Genomic DNA, 18,188 nt, shown 5'->3' with positions numbered 1-18,188 from the left:
AACGCTGATCAGGCCTTCTTTACTATTTCTTTTTCTGAAGCAGCCATTGCTTATATCTTTCTTCAAGGAAGCCAGACAAATCAGCCAGATATGCTGTTGTCTTTACCGTAAAATGATCTCCCGGATAATATTTAAAAAGCATATCTGCCTGTACCGCTTTCATTTCCTCATTCATTAACCTGACCGGATAATTCAGCATAAAATTATCCTCATCACCTATTGATATCCGTATTTTTCCATTCAGATCTTTACTTAAATCTTTCCAGTTGTCTCTCAGGTATAAAGAAATATCATATTTTTTCCAATTTTCAACAGTATGCTGATTGATCAGCCCTGTTTGAGGATCACAAATTGACTCCGGCAATCCATCATTCCCTTTTTTACTGAATACTGCTTCAAAAGACCGCTGCTGCTCCCCCCTTGAAATTACATTTTCCACCTGGTACATTTCTTTCAAATAAGAAAAAGGAAATCTGCCAGCCACCGTTCCCCCTGGATTGAGCCGCCCCTTAGCATCATAAAACAGGTTACTATCTTTATATAAATTGACATTCAGAAACTTACGGAAATCCACATAATCAGGACTACTGGAAGCCGTAGCCACGAACAGCTTCGGATAATGCGTTTGTAACCATAAAACAGACCAGCCTCCACTACTATGACCCGTTAATAATCTTGCCCCATTACAGCGATACTGCTTTTCCAGCAAAGGAATAAATTCCCGGGTCAGTGCATCTCCCCAGGGGCCATTGTTATCACTATTGGCGTAGGCCGAATGCCCCAAAGCACAATTACCATCCAGAAATACCCGGATCACCGGCGTAGTACCAATTACTGAAGGCAATTTGCCCGTTACAGCCATGTAGTGATGATCACCGCCAAAACCAGTCACGACAAACAGTACAGGAAATTTAGCCGACGGATTTTTATAATATTCAGCAGGCAACTGAACGGCTGCATCTATTGTAAACTTTTTCTGGTAAAAATCACTCAATAATTTGGAAGGAGCTTTAAATTCTTTAATCAATTCTGTTTCCTGAAAAACCTGTTCAGGAACCACCTGATCGGCCAGTAAAGTAAAAGACTGCTTTAAATCTTTACCAATCACTATTTTTTGCGGGTGACTAAATATATTACCCGGACTCGCTTCAATAGCTCTTCCACCCAGATTTAAATCCCATACTGCCTGAATATAATAAGTTCCACGCTCCATTTCTGAAGGTAGCACTGGATATGCAGTTGCCAGATCGTCAATAACCACGCTTTCACCAGGTTTAATCCCTTTAACTTCCACAGCAAAACAATTTAATGGCTCAATACCAATAGATGCAGTTAAGGGCTCAGGATTATTCTTTGATAAGTACAGAAAAACCTTTCCTGTAAAAGGACGGTTTAATGAAGCTGGAGAAAAAGCCACTTTAAATTGCTGTGAAAAACTATTTAAAGCAAAAACAAGGAAGAAAGATAGTAAGTAGCATATCTTTTTGATCATAACGATTTAGAGAATTGATTAAACCCCTAATATACGCGTATGATCGGATATTAAAATTTAAAAGCACTGTAACAGGGTGATGAATCCCGTTACAAGTGCTTACCTATTAACTAAATAATGAAGATCAAATATACTATTAACGCAACACAATTGCAACTATATTGCATTAATAATACAGGCCTGTAACCAATTCATTACAAAAGCAGGCTGCTGATCACCCGTTATTGAATTACATTTTCAAAAGGATTAGCAAATACCTCTTTATTCTGCTGCTGGAGCTCTTCTTCCACAGTCAGCAAACAAGCATTTAAGTCCTGGTGCAATTGCTCTTTCTGAAGATCCTGCGCAATAAATACCAGCTCATTCATCCGGTCACCATAACGCTTATCCCAGCGGTTCTCAATTTCTTTTCTGTTCTCCGTAAAATCCTGGTAATTCAATCTTTCAGAAGGCAGCATACTTGCCCACCAGGTTCCGGCACTCTCAACCCGCAGTGATCCACCCGCCTGCGAAAAATTCAAAGCACGGTCTGGCATAGCCGCTAACCAGAACAATCCCTTTGTTCTGATTACATTCGGAGGGAATTGTTGAGTCAGATAATCCCATAAACGTTCCGGATGAAAAGGTTTGGAAGAACGAAATACTGTGCTGCTGATCCCATACTCTTCAGTTTCGGGCAGATGCGCTGCATTTAACTCTTTAATCCAGCCAGCCCCTTGTGAGGCCTCTTCAAAATCAAACAAGCCAGTATGCAGTATCTCTTTCAAATCGACCTTGCTAAAAGAAGTATCAATTAATTTAGCTGAAGGATTCAATTTCCGGATCACAGCTTTCAACAGCAATAAATCTTCTGCAGAAACCAGATCTGTTTTATTCAGGATAATTACATTCGCAAACTCAATCTGATCTGTTAACAAATTGACTATAGTCCGGCGATCTGCCGTATCATCCACCCATCCCCTGTCCACCAGCAATTCATTGGTACCAAAATCTTTCTTAAAATTAAAACAGTCCACCACGGTCACCATCGTATCCAGTTTACTAAACTTACTTAAGTCAATATTCATGGCCAGATCTACATAACTGAACGTTTGCGCCACCGGAACAGGCTCAGAAATCCCGGTACTTTCAATAATCAGGTAATCAAACCGGTCTTCCTTCGCAAGCTTCTCTACTTCAGCAATCAAATCTTCCCGAAGTGTACAGCAAATACAACCATTACTCATTTCTACCAATTTCTCTTCCGTCCGGGATAACATATTTTCCCGGTGAACTGCATTTGCATCAATATTTATTTCGCCCATATCATTGACAATCAACGCTACCCGCAAGTTTTGTTTATTATGGAGAATATGATTTAACAACGTAGTTTTCCCACTTCCAAGAAACCCACTGAGTACAGTTACAGGTAATAATTTAGTTTTCATTTTATGTGTATATATAATGCAATCAAGTTGCAAATATAGAATAAACAATATAAATGCAATATGATTGCATTTATATTTACCAGGAAATAACAATCCTGAAAACAGCACGTTTACCTATTCAATTGCAGTAGCAAACTCTTTACATATATACTATATGCAATAAACTTGCATATAGTACTTTTGTTAAAAATTAAACAGACCTATACAAATGATATCCATCAAATCAGTTTCACACAGTTATGGCAATGCACACCGCATTGGATTTAAAGACTGGGAAATCAATAATGGCGAACAATGGTTACTTTTAGGAGAATCGGGCAGCGGAAAAACGACGCTGCTTCACATCCTTACCGGGATATTAAAACCAGCTGCCGGAGCAGTAAATATGGATGGCACATCAATCTATTCCCTAACCTCCCGTGAACTTGATCAGTTTAGGGGAAGAAATATAGGGATTATCTTTCAGCGTCCCCATTTAATTAAAAGTCTGACCATTGCAGAAAATCTCGTTATGGCCCAGAGTTTTGCCCGTCTTCCCGAAGATTTGAAAAGAGTAAACGAGGTCTTAACTTCATTAGGTATAGCAGACAAGAAAAACAGTTATCCCAGTGAATTAAGCCAGGGACAACTGCAAAGAGTTTCTATCGCAAGGGCAGTCATTAATAAACCAGCCCTACTAATTGCTGATGAGCCTACTTCGAGCCTGGACGATAAAAATGCACAGGCTGTGCTTGAATTATTGCAGCAACAATCCGGATTAAACCAGGCCACACTAATTGTAGCCACCCATGATAAAAGAGTTAAAGATGCATTTACCCATACTTACGAATTAAAATGAGTCCATTAAAAATCAGCTGGAAAAGTCTGTGGTCTAAACCATTATCTTCCGCATTAAATATTATGCTCATTGCCTTTGGTACAGGGATATTAACAATTTTGCTTCTGGCCTCCACGCAAATCGGGGAAAAACTAGATAACAATGCTAAAGACATAGACCTGGTGGTTGGTGCCAAAGGGAGCCCGCTGCAACTGATTCTGAGCAGTATTTATTATATTGACTTCCCTACCGGAAACATTCCATTGAAAGAGGCACAGGAATTAGCGCGCAGTCCTTTTGTTAAAAAAGCTGTTCCTTTAGCACAGGGCGATAATTACCAGGGTATCAGAATCGTGGGTACAGATAGTAATTTCGTCAGTATCTATAAACTAAAAACCAGTACAGGTAAATTCTGGAGGGCCGATTTCGAGGTGACTATAGGCTCAACCGTTGCCATCAATCAGAAACTAAAAATTGGAGACACCTTTTTCGGTGCCCACGGACTTACAGGCAGCACAGATATTCACAAAACGCATGCATATAAGGTAGTGGGGATTTTAGCCCCTCAGGGCAACGTCACAGACAACCTGATTCTCACTAATATTTCCAGCGTCTGGAAAATGCATGAAGATCATGAAAAAGAAGAAGCTGCAGAACATCATAACCATCAGGAGCACAGACCTGATCAAACCGACCACAGTGATGAAAAGGAAATCACAGCATTGTTGATACAATACAGATCACCAATGTCTGTAGTGATGTTTCCAAGAATGGTGAATCAATCTACCAGTCTGCAAGCTGCCTCTCCTGCGATGGAAAGCACCCGCTTATTCTCACTTATTGGCGTTGGTGTAGATACCTTACAATGGTTTGCCGTCCTGATTATGCTCATCGCTGCTATCAGTGTATTTGTCAATCTGTACAATTCTCTCAAAGAAAGAAGTTACGATCTGGCCATCATGCGGACATTGGGCGCTTCCAGAAGTCAGTTATTCTGTATTGTGATTTTTGAAGGAATACTGCTTACTTTAGCTGGTACAATTATTGGAATGGTTTTGGGACATTTAGTCCTTCAACTTATTGGAAACTATCAGGAAAGCAGTCAGGCCAGGTTAAGTGGTTTTATCCTGCTGAAAGATGAAATTTATTTATTTGTTGCCGGGCTCGCGATTGGTATATTTGCAGCTGTGATTCCTGCCTTGCAGGCTTACCGGTCAAATATCTCTAAGATATTGTCTAAAAACTAAATATGAACATAAGAATGAAACCACTGCTTATTATATTTTTACTATTTTCAGGTTTTGCAGTGAAAGCTCAGCATAATCCGAATGATCAGATCAGTTCTTCCAATTGGGACGTGATTGGAGGAGTAGATTTTAAAATTGTGAAGGATACACAGATGTTTGCCATTTACAATGCCGATATTAAAAAATATGCAAACAAACCATTTGAACTGGAAGGATATTTAGTGCCTATTAAAGATGGGATGAAACAAACTAAATTTATGCTTTCTACCCTTCCGATTAATCAATGTTATTTCTGCGGAAAAAACGGCGTACCGATTATGGTGATGGTTGAGCTTGCTGAACCGATTAAATTCACCTATCAAACTATAACCATCAAAGGAACGCTGAAACTGAGCACCGGAAATGCAATGGATAATCCACCAATAGCTCTAGTGAATGCAAAGTCAATTTAACGAACATGAAAATCGATCCTACTAACATACTCAAAGAACACGCGCTGAAACATACTAAACAAAGAGTTCGTGTTTTAGAAGAAATAGCTTTAGATACTGTTGCCATTTCACAACCCGAGCTGGAGAAAAAGCTCGGCAAAGAAATTGACAGGGTAACACTTTACCGCATCTTAAACATCTATGAGGATAAAGGAATTCTGCACCGGATTATGGATATGAACGGAACCGCTAATTATGCGATTTGTTCTTCTTCCTGTTCAGCAGATCATCACCACGATGAACACATTCACTTCAACTGTACCACCTGCAATAAAATATATTGTCTGGATGTTGCGGTTCCACATAGCACGATGCCAAAAGGGTTTACCGCTAAAACAGTAAATACAACTGCTTATGGAACCTGCGAAAAGTGTAATCTTGATTTAAAAAGAATTAAATAGCCATAAAAAAAGGTGCAGAAGTTAAAACTGGACTGCCCCCAAAAGTTTAGACAAATTTAGTATTAGATTTGTTATAATGAGCCCGATATTCCATCGGGCTCATTCCGTTTAAGTTCAATTTTATTCGTTCCTTGTTGTAGTACCAGATATAGTCATTTATATCTTTTTTGAGCTGATCTGTCGATTCATATTCATTTAAGTAGAAGAGTTCCGATTTTAAGGTTCCGAAAAAGTTTTCAATTATAGCATTATCTAAGCAATTACCTTTTCTGGACATACTTTGGATAATCCCATTTGCTTTTAGCAGTTGCTGATACTTTGGCATCTGGTATTGCCATCCCTGGTCAGAATGCAAGACTAACTGAGAAGTATTCCTAGCTTGTGGTAATACTTTTTTGAGCATGTCCAATACTCCCTTGAAAACCGGCCTGTCAGTGAGTTCATAGCTGATAATCTCCTGATTGAACAGGTCTATTATTGGAGAGAGGTACAATTTCTTTCCCTTGACTTTGAATTCTGTAACATCTGTGGCCCATTTTTGCATAGGTTGGTTAGCCTTGAAATTCCTATTAAGGATATTTGGAGCTATTTTCCCTAGCTTGCCCCTATAAGACCTGTATTTTTTTATCCTGATCAGGCTCTTCAACCTCATTTCTCCCATCAATCTAAATACAGTCTTATGGTTAATAGCCATTCCGACCCGTTTCAGTTGCAAGGTAATGCGCCGATAGCCGAAGCGACCTTTATGGGCATGATAGACCTTGTTGATCTGGATCTTGACCTGTTCGTATTTATCAGGCAAACTGGCCTTCTTAGAATAATAATAAAATGTACTTCTTGCCATGCTAATACAATTCAACAGGGTATCCAGGTCGAACTGATGCCTTAGTTCCATTATGGCTTGCGCTTGTTTTCGGCTTGAACTAAGGCCTGGAGCTTTTTTAGCAGGGCATTCTCTGCACGTAAATATTCATTTTCCCGTAAAAGCTCTTCCTCACGGGTAAGTGGCCTATCCGATTTTCTCGGTTTTCGCTTGTTTGCTGGATTCTCCTTATATGCCATCGGTAGTCTTCCTTTAGGTCGCGGTTCTAGTCCAGATGATCCAAACTTCTCAAATCGTTTCTGCCATTCGATAATTCCCGCATCACTTGAAAGCCCAAAACGTAGCACCGCCGCTCTCAAAGATAACTTTTCTTCACGAATTGACTTCAGGACTGCTAGCTTAAAGGATGGACTAAAAACTCTTTTCCCCTTTCTGGGAAGTAATCCAGGAGCTCCCAGATGCTCGTATATCCTAAACCAATCTTCGAAAAGAGAATAAGTAATCCCGTATTCCTCACCCAGAGATTTTGCAGAACGATAATGTTCCGATATCTGCTTCACACAGTATAACTTGAATTCAAAACTGTGTCTGTTTTTCTTTTTCATAATAATGCCCCCAGAAAGTGTCTAACTTTTTGGGGGCATTGCAAACCTCTGCACCTTTTTTATTATAATTTATCAGGATTAGTGTCCTGCGTGTCCATCAGCACCGTGTGCATGACCGTGACTTAATTCTTCTTCAGTTGCTTCACGTACCGAAAGGATTTTACCACCAAAAATCAGGTTTTTACCAGCCATAGGGTGGTTCAGATCTACTGAAATAGTAGTATCATGAATAGCAGTAACACCTGCTCTGAAGTGATTTCCTTCGTTATCCTGTAAAGGAATTACATCACCTACGTTTGGCAGGTCAACTTCTTTGAACATATCTTTTGGTAAGTCAGCGAAAGCTCCCGGATCTAAATCTCCGTAACCATCAGCTGCACTCAGCTCAAAATTATACTCATCACCAACATTTAATCCAGTTAAATGCTCTTCAAATTTAGGCAACATCATACCTGCACCGTATAAGAATACCAATGCATTTTGCTCATCAGCTTTTTCTACGAAAACTTGTTGTCCCTCTTCATTAGTCGTATGCAGTTCGTACGTTAATGAAACTACTGTATTGGGTTTAATACTCATTGGAATCTTATTTAGTTAATTAATTTTAATGCTTCTTCAACTGTTGTTACAGGCAGCTGACATGATTTATTTCGGCAAATATAGATTTTTGTTTCAATGCTTTGCTTATCTTTTAACAAAGGAAGTACAGAATTTGTTCCTCCTAATATAATTTTGTTTGGAATGTACCTCTCATTCAGCGATTTCCTCACCTCAGTAATGGAATCTCCAGTTAATGCAATTTCATTAATTCCAAACACTTCATTCATCATCTGGATCGCCCAGTTCGAATAAGCAGAGCCATAGGTTTTAATTTGAGGATGCACCGCAGCCAGCATAGCATCTGCTTTTTCCGTATACCGGACCTCATCAAATAATAAGCCCAGATGTTTTAAATTCTGCGCCATAACAGAGTTCGCAGCAGGAATCACATTGTCCATAATCTCATGCTTACGTGCAATCAGCGACTCCCCATTTGCAGGTGTATAAAATAACATCGGGCTATCCAGATCACGGAAGTTGCTCAGCACCCAATCTGTCAGTTTCTTTGCTTCCAGTAACCAGTTATCTTCAAAATCAGCTTCATATAAAGCAATCAATGCTGAGATAAGGAAGGCATAATCATCAAGAAAACCCGTAATCGAGGCCTTATTATGTTTGTAATTCCGGTATAGTCCGCCATTTTCAGCCGTTAAATTAGCCAGAATAAAATCTGCTGCTTTTTTTGCGGCCAGGTAAAACTCTTGCCGGTCAAAAATCTGGCTGCTTTCTGCCAATGCTTTGATCATCATGGCATTCCATGCAGTCAAACACTTATCATCTAAACCAGGATGCATTCTTTTGCTCCGTACTGCCAGTAATTTCTCTTTAGCAAGATTTAACTTCGTGGTGAAATCAGCAATTGGAATCCCTTTTAATTCTGCGTATTCTTCTGGTGTATATTTTCTCAGCAGGATATTGATTTCTTCCTCTTCCCAATTCCCCTGAGCTGTCACATTGAAATAACCGGCCATTAATGCAGCATCAGCACCCAGTATTTTTTCGAATTCCAATAAATCCCATACATAGAATTTACCTTCAACCCCTTCACTGTCGGCATCCAGCGCAGCATAAAATAATCCTTCAGGAGAAGTCATTTCCCGCTCAATCCAGGCAATGGATTCTATAGCCACTTCTTTAAATAACCGGATACCGGAAAACTGATAAGCTTCCGCATATAAACTGATCAGCTGTGCATTATCATACAACATCTTTTCAAAGTGAGGTACATGCCAGTTGCCATCTACCGAATACCTCGCGAAGCCTCCACCAATCTGATCATAAATCCCGCCAAAAGCCATCTTTTCCAGGGTCAGCAGCGTAGACACATGCGTTGCATTCTCCTTCATTAAGTGACTGTAACGCAATAAAAACTGCCAGTTATTAGGTAAAGGGAATTTAGGTGCCCTGTTATATCCACCTTCCATCATATCGAAATTACGTTTCCAGGGTGTAGTAATATCCTGTAAGTCTTTTTCTGTATAAGGCGTAGTTCTGATATTAGGAATAACTTTCTCTGAGTTGCGGATACCTTCAGTTAGCTGAACAGCATACTGCTCTGCTTTGCCCGGTTCAGTTTGCCATAAATCGGCAACATTTAACAAAATATTGATCCAGTCTTCTTTCTTAAAATAAGTACCTCCGTAAATTGGCCGCTGATCTGGTAAACAGATACAATTCAGTGGCCAGCCCCCGCTGCCAGTCATCAACTGGATAGCCAGCATATAAATCTGATCAATATCAGGTCTTTCTTCCCGGTCTACTTTAATGCAAACAAAATGTTTGTTCATCACCTCTGCTACTTCGTGTAACTCAAAGCTCTCCCTTTCCATCACATGGCACCAGTGGCAGGCTGAATAACCAATACTGACCAGAATCAGTTTATTTTCCTGCTTTGCTTTGGCTAATGCTTCTTCCCCCCATTCATACCAGTTTACAGGATTATAAGCATGTTGCAAAAGGTAAGGCGAAGAGGCGCGGATTAAACTATTTGGTTCCAGGTTCATATGACAAAGATAAAAACAATTCTGTACGGGCACGTCACTTCTTATCCTGCATCAACTGATGCGGACGCGGTTCAAGGTATATTTGTATAACGAAAATCAACGCATGTTGTTATTAAAATGAATACAGCAGAAGAAATTCATCAGGCAATCGAAGATTTCAACGCGGGCAAATTTGGTATATTGAATTAAGTACAGGAAAGAAATGAATGAAGAATATATAAATCTGCCCCTGGTTAAGAATCAGGATCAGAACCGTTTCGAACTTAAAGTAGGTGATTACACCGCATTTATAGATTATAAAGAGCGAAGTAAAAAGATCTGGCTCATTCATACCGAAGCACCAGAAGAACTGAAAGGGAAAGGGGCAGCAACCGCAGTGATCGAAAAGACACTGGCCTATATAGAAGAAAACGATTATAAACTGATTCCGCTATGCCCGCTGGTTGTGGCCTACCTTAAACGCCATACCTATTGGAACCGGATATTAGAGGAAAGTATCGATCCTTTTTAATTGATCATTCATAAGAAGCCTCTTAAGGGGGCTTCTTATTTCCGGTAGACTGGCGATTAATAAAAATAAATATTAATCCCTGAATGTATTACCTATTTGATCAGCAATTGCTGAAAAGATAAGCTATCTCCTCTAAATGCATTAAAATCTACTACATGATTGATCCCCGTAATTCTGGCTTTATCGGAGTGCTGCCAAAAAGACCATTTGGTATTCGCGCCAGCTTTCAGCTCTGCTTTATAATAATGCGCAATCCATAAAGGATAGCCATCAAAATGCCCTTTCAGATAATCTTTGTAAAATACCAGCCCGGAATAAATGATAGGTTTTACGCCCGTTTTTCTTTCTACATGTGTAATAAAATCCTTCAGTTCTGCACGCATCTTTTCTGGAGAAACACCACTTAAAGTTTCAATATCAATGACCGGAGGTAAATCTCCAGACTCATACTTAACCGTTTGCAGGAAAAACCTGGCCTGCCATAAACCCGATTTTTTAGGAATAAAATAATGATAAGCACCACAAATGATACCTGCTTTTGGTGCTTCACGCCAATTGCGCTGAAAATAAGGATCCACACTGGAAATCCCTTCCGTAGCTTTGATAAATGCAAATTTGATACTGACATCGTCATCCTTCATTGCCTTTACCTTAATCCAGTCAATTTTCCCCTGGTAAGAAGAAACATCAATTCCATGAATGCTATAACGTTTAGGGATTTGAATATCAAAACTCTTATAAGTCCGGTAATTCGGATCTTCTCCTATATCCAGTATCCACCGGGTTGTCGAAGTAAAAAGCTTTAGTACATACCCATAATATAAGGGGGAAAATAAAATAAGCAGTAATCCTGCAATCACAAACTTCCATTGCAATGAAAGTCCTTTTTTCTTCTTTACAGCAGGCTTTCTCCGTTTGGGAGCTGCTTTTGAGGCCATTTTTGGAGTCGCCTTAGGTACAAGCGGCTGATCAAAAATAAGCTTTCCCTGGTTGGCAGGTGTTTTCTTTAGAGGTGGAGGCACGGGGTAAAAATACAAAAGGGCAGCCATTTGGCCACCCTTTTTGGATAGAATTATCTAAAATTATTTGCTTAGTTCCGCAAAATACTTGTGAAATAAAGGCAAAGTTTCAATTCCTTTATAGTAATTGAATATATCATACTTTTCATTGGGTGAGTGTAAAGCATCACTATCAAGACCAAAGCCTAACAATACAGATTTAATTCCCAGCACATCTTCAAACAAAGCAACGATAGGAATACTGCCACCACCCCTGGTTGGAATTGGTTTTTTACCAAAACTTGTCAGGATCGCTTTTTCAGCAGCACGGTAAGCAATGCTATCAGTAGGGGTAACGACCGGCTCACCACCATGATGTGCAGTCACTTTTACCTTTACAAAATCAGGAGCGATACTTTCAAAATGCTGCTGAAAAATAGCAGAAATTTCATCCGAACTCTGGTGAGGTACCAGGCGCATGGAAATTTTAGCATTTGCTTTGGAAGGCAACACTGTTTTAGCACCCTCACCGATATAACCACCCCAGATACCATTGACCTCTAAAGTTGGTCTTGTTCCCGTACGTTCTAAAGTAGAATATCCTTTCTCCCCCCATTCCGCATTGATATCAAGATCTTTTTTATAGTCATTCAAATCAAAAGGAGCCGAATTTAAAGCAGCTTTTTCATCTGCTGTTAAATCTATTACTTTATCATAGAAAGCAGGAATAGTAATATGATTGTTCTCATCATGTAACGAAGCAATCATTTTGCATAAAATAGTGATAGGATTGGCAACTGCACCGCCATAAACACCCGAGTGAAGATCTCTGTTCGGGCCGGTCACTTCTACTTCCATATAAGCTAAGCCACGTAAGCCGGTTTCAATAGAAGGATTCTCCATGCTGATCATTGAAGTATCAGAAATCAGAACTACATCAGCTTTCAAACGTTCCGTATTTGCTTTGACGAAGACTCCAAGGTTACTGGAACCGACTTCCTCTTCTCCTTCGATCATAAATTTCACATTACAGGCAAGTGTGTTGGTTTTCATCATCAATTCGAAAGCCTTTACATGCATGTAAAACTGTCCTTTATCATCACAAGCACCACGCGCATATATTTTACCATCACGAACAGTAGGCTCAAAAGGAGGCGTATGCCATAATTCCAATGGATCCGCTGGCTGCACATCATAATGACCATAAATTAAAACAGTAGGTAATGCTGCATCAATAATTTTCTCTCCATATATAATAGGATATCCGGCAGTCTCACAAATCTCCACTTGATCTGCACCCGCTTCTTTCAGCTTTTCCGCAACAAAAGCAGCGGTATTCAACACATCACCTTTATATTTCGGGTCTGCACTTACTGAAGGAAAACGTAATAATTCAAACAACTCTTCTAAAAAGCGCTGCTTGTTGTCTTCTACATATTTTTTGATCTCTTGCATAACAAATGATTGTTTATAATTTAAAACCCGCAGCCTTGTTTTTGATGTCAGTCAAGACCCGGTAATTTAAGCGGTTAAAACTAGAAAAAAATTCCCAGAATAGCTGTAAAAAGATCCTTTCTTTCCCGAATGCTACTGCTCATCCTTTTCAAAAAAAAGACGGATATCGACTTCTAATTTTTCGGCAATCAGGGTCAGCATCGTGATATTCGCATCAGTTAACCCAAGCTCTATCCTGCTGATCTGGTGGGGATCCAGCTCGCACCTGAAGGCGAACTCAGAAATGGTCCAGCCTTTGATTTTACGCAATTTCCTGACATTGTTGCCAACGATTAAGATTGCCTCCTGATTTCGCCTTTTCTTAAAAGTTGCTTTAGCCATTTAAGTACGAATGAAGCAAAAAAATCATAGCTAAAAAGTACAGAACTGTACTTTTTATTAAAAGATAAAAATTATAGGTTTAGTAATTAAATATATAGCATATGGAAATTAAACTAGATCAAAACAGTTTACCAGCAGACCAGCAACATATCCGGTTCCAAATTGTTCTTCAGGAGCTTTACGGTATATGGCACGAAGGAATATATATTGCCGATGAAGATATTTTCAAAGTGAATGACGACATCTGGTATGATCTCTGGTCAGAAATTGTAAGATGGGAGCCTATTAACCGGGAGGCAGGAACCCCTAATTAAGCCACACGATACTGTTATAAGCTTGGTCGAAAGATAAAAAATAAAACATGACCTGATTGAAATAAGAGGTATAGTTTTGTTATTTTTGTATCTTTTCATACGCAAAACAGTATTTCAATTTGGATTATTTAGCAGGATTAAACCCTCAGCAACGTGCAGCAGTAGAGAATACTAAAGGACCGGCAATGATTGTCGCTGGTGCGGGATCAGGTAAAACAAGGGTAATTACATACAGAGTCGCACATCTTATTGAAAAAGGTGTGGATGCTTTTAATATTTTAGTATTGACCTTTACAAACAAAGCTTCGAAAGATATGCGTGAGCGTATCTCAAAAGTTGTGGGTACAGAAGCAAAAAACTTATGGATGGGAACATTCCACTCTGTTTTTGCCAAAATACTACGTGTTGAAGCAGAAAAGATAGGTTATCCTTCTAATTTCACTATCTATGATACAGATGATAGTAAAAGTCTGATCAGATCTATTCTGCGTGAAATGCAATTAGATGATAAATTATATAATGCGAACTTCGTATATAACCGGATATCTTCTGCAAAAAACAACCTGGTCAGCCATATAGAATATATGAAAAGTGCCGAAATTCAGGCGGAGGACATTAGCAATAAACGTCCTTTAATCGGCTCTATCTATGAAACTTATACTAAACGCTGCTTTAAAGCAGGCGCAATGGATTTTGATGATTTACTTTTCAAAACCAATGTATTGTTAAAAGATCATCCTGATGTATTGAATAAATATCAGCAGAAGTTTAAATACCTGATGGTCGATGAGTACCAGGATACTAACTTTTCACAATATACCATTGTAAAAAAACTGGCAGCCGCTTATCAGAATATCTGTGTAGTAGGTGATGATGCGCAAAGTATTTATGGTTTCCGTGGTGCTAATATTCAGAATATCCTGAATTTTGAAAAGGATTACCCGGATTTAAAAGTTTATAAATTAGAGCAGAATTACCGCTCTACCCAAAATATTGTTGATGTCGCCAATAGTATCATTGCGAACAACAAAAATCAGCTGGAGAAAAACGTATTTTCTGAAAATGAATCTGGTGACAGAATCAAAGTATCAAGAGCATTTACTGATAATGAAGAAGGTAAAATAGTTGCCGAAGCTATCGTTCAGGACAGAACATCAAAAGGCTTAAATTATAGTGATTTCGCCATTCTTTACCGTACCAATGCCCAGTCAAGAGCAATGGAGGAAGGTTTGAGAAAACTCAACATCCCTTATAAAATTTTCGGAGGACTATCTTTCTATCAGCGTAAAGAGATTAAAGATTTAATTGCTTACTTCCGTCTTACTTTCAATCCAAGTGACGAAGAAGCTATCAAAAGAGTGATCAACTATCCAAAAAGAGGATTAGGTGATACTACAGTTGATAAAATTATAGTAGCTGCTGATCAGCATAACATAACAATGTGGCAGGTAGTCTGCGAGCCGCAAACTTATATTGCCGGCCGGATTGCGAACCAGCTGAATGATTTTTCTGTACTGATTCAGAGTTTTCAGGCCGAAGCCAAGAAGCTGGACGCTTATGAAACTGCATTATATATCGCACAACATTCCGGTATCCTGAAAGAACTGCATACTGATGACAGTGTAGAAGGCCGCAGCAGGTACGAAAACATTCAGGAATTACTGAATGGTATCAAAGAATTTGCTGAACGTGAAGATATTGAAGACAGAAGCCTTGCTATTTTCATGCAGGACATTGCGCTGTTAACGAATGATGACCGTCAGGATGATAAAGAAAAAGATACCGTTTCGATGATGACCATTCACTCGGCAAAAGGACTGGAATTCAAGAACGTTTTTGTGGTAGGGCTGGAAGAGAATCTGTTTCCTTCTCAAATGTCGCTCAATTCAAGAACTGATCTGGAAGAAGAACGCCGTTTATTCTATGTCGCCATTACCCGTGCAGAGAAGAAACTGACCCTGACTTATGCCACTTCACGTTACCGCTGGGGAACGCTGACCAATTGTGAGCCAAGCCGTTTTATCAGTGAGATCAGTGCAAGGTTCCTGGAACTGGAAGTAGTTAAAGCACCCAAAACAAGTTTATCGTCTGATAGCTTTGACGGGGAACGCAGGTCATGGACACAGCAAAGAGATTCTTTCAGCAAACCTAAACCAGCAAGCTCAGGCTCAGCTACTCAGACCGCTCCTGCAAGACCAAAAACCAGTACGATTCTGCCTACTGCGCACATCCCTACACCTGGTTTTACTGCTGATGCAGCCAGTGCATTTCAGAACGGTATGGAAGTGGAACATGAGAAGTTTGGATTCGGTAAAATTATCAATCTGGAAGGTACTTTACCGGACGTAAAAGCGACGGTATTTTTCCAGGGATTAGGAAACAAGCAATTGTTATTAAAATTTGCTAAATTGCGGATTGTAAAATAAGCTTTATCTTTAAACCTTATTACAATAAAACAGGGCCATGGCCCTTATAATCCTCCTTCAGCGAATACCACAAGAAATAAATAGAATGAATTTCGATTACAATACCACAAGAAACGAGTTAATTCTTGCAGAATACGGACGTAATGTACAGAACATGGTGAAGTACATTTGCGAGCTGCCGGATCTGGAAGAACGCAATAAATATGCTCAGGCAGTGATAGATCTGATGGGTTTTTTAAACCCTCATCTAAGGGATGTTGCCGATTTCAAGCATAAATTATGGGACCATTTACACATTATCTCCGGTTATAAAATCGATGTAGATAGTCCCTACCCAAAACCAACTCCTGAAATGGCATTGGTTAAACCTTCGCATATCGGTTATCCGCAGCAAAGGATCAAATACAAGCATTACGGCAAAACTGTTGAGGTGATGATCGAAAGAGCCATCGCAGTAGAAGAACCTGAACGCCGGGCAGCATTGGTACAGGGTATCGCCAACTTTATGAAAATGGCTTATGTCACCTGGAATAAAGACAGTGTGGCCGATGAGACTATTCTAAAGAACCTGAGTGAGTTATCAGGCGGTTTACTGCAGCTGGAAGAAAATATCAACCTGAATAAGGTAGAATTCAGACCTCCGGTAAACAGAACTTCTACCAATACCAACCGCGGGCGCAACAATAACAACAATAATAATAAGGGAAGGCAAAACAATAACAATAATAACCGCCCGCGCAGCAGCAATCCCAATCCAAAACAAAGACATTAAACGAGCAGATTTAAATAAATATAGGTTAATAGCACATGAACGCATTTGAAATTATAGGTGGGAAGAAGTTAAAAGGTGAAATCCATCCGCAGGGGGCTAAAAATGAAGCGTTGCAGATTATATCTGCCGTTTTACTAACAGAAGAGAAAATCACTGTAAGTAATATCCCTGACATCAAAGATGTAAATAAACTGATTGAACTTCTGGGTGATCTGGGCGTTAAAGTAAACCGTTTATCAAAAGACACTTACACATTTGAAGCCAAAAACATCGATCTTGAATTCTTTAAATCAGCTACTTTTAAAGCTAAAGGTGGAAGTTTAAGAGGTTCAATCATGATCGTAGGCCCGCTTCTTGCACGTTTCGGACAAGCAGCCATCCCTAAACCAGGTGGTGATAAAATTGGACGCAGAAGACTGGACACTCACTTTCTTGGATTTGAAAAATTAGGTGCCAAATTTGTTTATAACGCTAAAGAATCGTTCTTTAATGTAGATGCAACAAACCTTAAAGGTGCTTATATCCTTTTAGATGAAGCCTCTGTAACTGGTACAGCGAATATAGTAATGGCTGCAGTACTGGCTAAAGGAACTACAACGATCTATAACGCTGCCTGTGAGCCTTATTTACAGCAGTTATGTAAAATGCTTAACCGCATGGGGGCCAGGATATCCGGAATTGGTTCTAACCTGCTGACTATCGAAGGGGTGACAAAACTAGGTGGTACTGAACACAGAATGTTACCTGATATGATTGAGATCGGATCTTTCATCGGCCTTGCAGCCATGACAGAATCAGAGATCACGATCAAAAATGTATGTTATGATGAATTGGGTGTTATACCTGATGTATTCAGAAAGTTAGGGATCAATTTTGAACGCAGGGGTGATGATATTTACATCCCTTCTCAAAAGCATTATATTATTGATACTTTTATCGACGGATCTATCCTGACTATTGCAGATTCACCATGGCCAGGCTTCACTCCTGACTTGCTGAGTATTGTATTAGTGATTGCAACTCAGGCAAAAGGTTCAGTCCTGATTCACCAGAAAATGTTCGAAAGCCGTTTATTCTTCGTAGATAAACTGATTGAAATGGGTGCTCAGATCATTTTATGTGACCCGCACAGAGCTACTGTAAACGGAATCAACAAACAATATAAATTAAGAGGTATCAGCATGACTTCTCCTGATATCAGAGCCGGAGTATCCTTATTAATTGCAGCTTTATCTGCAGAAGGCACTTCAACGATCTACAATATAGAACAAATTGAGCGTGGTTACCAGGATATTGACACACGTTTACGTGCATTAGGTGCACAGATTAAACGTGTTGATGCGAATTCTCCATCACACTAGTTCATTTAAAATTACAGTAAAGCCAGGATTTGATCCTGGCTTTTTTTTTTACCATAACTCCCCA

Annotated in this window: 18 protein-coding genes; 9 read left to right on the top strand and 9 right to left on the bottom strand. The window is 39.5% G+C overall.

Annotated elements, in window-relative coordinates:
• Positions 1-22 precede the first annotated feature (22 nt).
• Positions 23-1,492 (bottom strand): alpha/beta hydrolase-fold protein, encoded by a 1,470-nt coding sequence (locus tag AB3G38_RS22530; RefSeq protein ID WP_367865948.1) that lies wholly within the window; start codon positions 1,490-1,492, stop codon positions 23-25.
• Between the two features lie 221 nt (positions 1,493-1,713).
• On the bottom strand, positions 1,714-2,919 hold the full coding sequence (locus AB3G38_RS22525) for a GTP-binding protein (protein ID WP_367865947.1): 1,206 nt from the start codon (positions 2,917-2,919) through the stop codon (positions 1,714-1,716).
• 208 nt (positions 2,920-3,127) lie between these two features.
• On the opposite strand from AB3G38_RS22525, the gene AB3G38_RS22520 reads away from it, so the two are divergent.
• The 4 genes from AB3G38_RS22520 to AB3G38_RS22505 are packed head-to-tail and all read left to right on the top strand — an operon-like array spanning position 3,128 to position 5,875.
• Complete coding sequence (locus tag AB3G38_RS22520; RefSeq protein WP_367865946.1) at positions 3,128-3,757, top strand: ABC transporter ATP-binding protein; 630 nt, start codon at positions 3,128-3,130, stop codon at positions 3,755-3,757.
• Positions 3,754-4,983 carry an ABC transporter permease gene (locus tag AB3G38_RS22515; protein WP_367865945.1) on the top strand — a complete coding sequence of 410 codons (1,230 nt, stop codon included), beginning with the start codon at positions 3,754-3,756 and terminating at the stop codon, positions 4,981-4,983. The genes AB3G38_RS22520 and AB3G38_RS22515 overlap by 4 nt, the downstream gene beginning before the upstream one ends.
• Positions 4,984-4,985: 2 nt before the next feature.
• Entirely contained in the window at positions 4,986-5,435 is a 450-nt protein-coding gene (locus AB3G38_RS22510; protein WP_367865944.1) for a hypothetical protein, read from the top strand.
• A gap of 5 nt (positions 5,436-5,440) precedes the next feature.
• Positions 5,441-5,875, top strand: coding sequence for a Fur family transcriptional regulator (locus tag AB3G38_RS22505; RefSeq protein WP_367865943.1), 435 nt, complete (start codon positions 5,441-5,443; stop codon positions 5,873-5,875).
• Between the two features lie 46 nt (positions 5,876-5,921).
• On the opposite strand, the gene AB3G38_RS22500 is transcribed toward AB3G38_RS22505, so the two are convergent.
• The 4 genes from AB3G38_RS22500 to AB3G38_RS22485 all read right to left on the bottom strand — a co-directional run bounded on the left by AB3G38_RS22500 (position 5,922) and on the right by AB3G38_RS22485 (position 9,906).
• Positions 5,922-6,770, bottom strand: a complete 849-nt coding sequence (locus AB3G38_RS22500) for an IS3 family transposase (protein WP_367864487.1) — start codon at positions 6,768-6,770, stop codon at positions 5,922-5,924.
• Positions 6,770-7,258: a helix-turn-helix domain-containing protein gene (locus AB3G38_RS22495; RefSeq protein ID WP_367865942.1), complete on the bottom strand. Its 489-nt coding sequence runs from the start codon at positions 7,256-7,258 to the stop codon at positions 6,770-6,772. The genes AB3G38_RS22500 and AB3G38_RS22495 overlap by 1 nt, the downstream gene beginning before the upstream one ends.
• Positions 7,259-7,381: 123 nt before the next feature.
• Positions 7,382-7,882: a peptidylprolyl isomerase gene (locus AB3G38_RS22490; protein WP_367865941.1), complete on the bottom strand. Its 501-nt coding sequence runs from the start codon at positions 7,880-7,882 to the stop codon at positions 7,382-7,384.
• Between the two features lie 11 nt (positions 7,883-7,893).
• Positions 7,894-9,906: a thioredoxin domain-containing protein gene (locus AB3G38_RS22485; RefSeq protein WP_367865940.1), complete on the bottom strand. Its 2,013-nt coding sequence runs from the start codon at positions 9,904-9,906 to the stop codon at positions 7,894-7,896.
• 202 nt (positions 9,907-10,108) lie between these two features.
• Here AB3G38_RS22485 and AB3G38_RS22480 point away from each other — a divergent pair, with 202 nt between their 5' ends.
• Positions 10,109-10,417, top strand: coding sequence for a GNAT family N-acetyltransferase (locus AB3G38_RS22480; RefSeq protein ID WP_367865939.1), 309 nt, complete (start codon positions 10,109-10,111; stop codon positions 10,415-10,417).
• A 92-nt stretch (positions 10,418-10,509) separates the two neighbouring features.
• On the opposite strand, the gene AB3G38_RS22475 is transcribed toward AB3G38_RS22480, so the two are convergent.
• The 3 genes from AB3G38_RS22475 to AB3G38_RS22465 all read right to left on the bottom strand — a co-directional run bounded on the left by AB3G38_RS22475 (position 10,510) and on the right by AB3G38_RS22465 (position 13,251).
• Complete coding sequence (locus AB3G38_RS22475) at positions 10,510-11,439, bottom strand: glycoside hydrolase family 25 protein (RefSeq protein WP_367865938.1); 930 nt, start codon at positions 11,437-11,439, stop codon at positions 10,510-10,512.
• A gap of 60 nt (positions 11,440-11,499) precedes the next feature.
• Positions 11,500-12,870, bottom strand: coding sequence for a dipeptidase (locus AB3G38_RS22470; RefSeq protein ID WP_367865937.1), 1,371 nt, complete (start codon positions 12,868-12,870; stop codon positions 11,500-11,502).
• A gap of 132 nt (positions 12,871-13,002) precedes the next feature.
• The gene (locus tag AB3G38_RS22465; protein ID WP_367865936.1) at positions 13,003-13,251 is read right to left on the bottom strand and encodes a helix-turn-helix domain-containing protein; all 249 of its coding nucleotides are present in this window, start codon (positions 13,249-13,251) and stop codon (positions 13,003-13,005) included.
• 101 nt (positions 13,252-13,352) lie between these two features.
• Here AB3G38_RS22465 and AB3G38_RS22460 point away from each other — a divergent pair, with 101 nt between their 5' ends.
• The 4 genes from AB3G38_RS22460 (at position 13,353) to murA (ending at position 18,124) form a co-directional block, all read left to right on the top strand.
• Positions 13,353-13,565, top strand: coding sequence for a hypothetical protein (locus AB3G38_RS22460; RefSeq protein ID WP_367865935.1), 213 nt, complete (start codon positions 13,353-13,355; stop codon positions 13,563-13,565).
• A 119-nt stretch (positions 13,566-13,684) separates the two neighbouring features.
• A complete protein-coding gene (locus tag AB3G38_RS22455) occupies positions 13,685-15,991 on the top strand; it encodes an ATP-dependent helicase (RefSeq protein WP_367865934.1) in 2,307 nt (768 codons plus the stop codon).
• Positions 15,992-16,076: 85 nt separating this feature from the next.
• On the top strand, positions 16,077-16,763 hold the full coding sequence (locus AB3G38_RS22450; protein WP_367868781.1) for a DUF4290 domain-containing protein: 687 nt from the start codon (positions 16,077-16,079) through the stop codon (positions 16,761-16,763).
• A gap of 35 nt (positions 16,764-16,798) precedes the next feature.
• Entirely contained in the window at positions 16,799-18,124 is a 1,326-nt protein-coding gene (gene murA, locus AB3G38_RS22445) for a UDP-N-acetylglucosamine 1-carboxyvinyltransferase (protein WP_367865933.1), read from the top strand.
• The last annotated feature ends 64 nt before the right edge of the window (positions 18,125-18,188 follow it).

The organism is Pedobacter sp. WC2423 (assembly GCF_040822065.1).
GTDB lineage: Bacteria > Bacteroidota > Bacteroidia > Sphingobacteriales > Sphingobacteriaceae > Pedobacter.
Note: the sequence above shows the minus strand (reverse complement) of the source record. Positions and strands in the feature narration are given on the sequence as shown.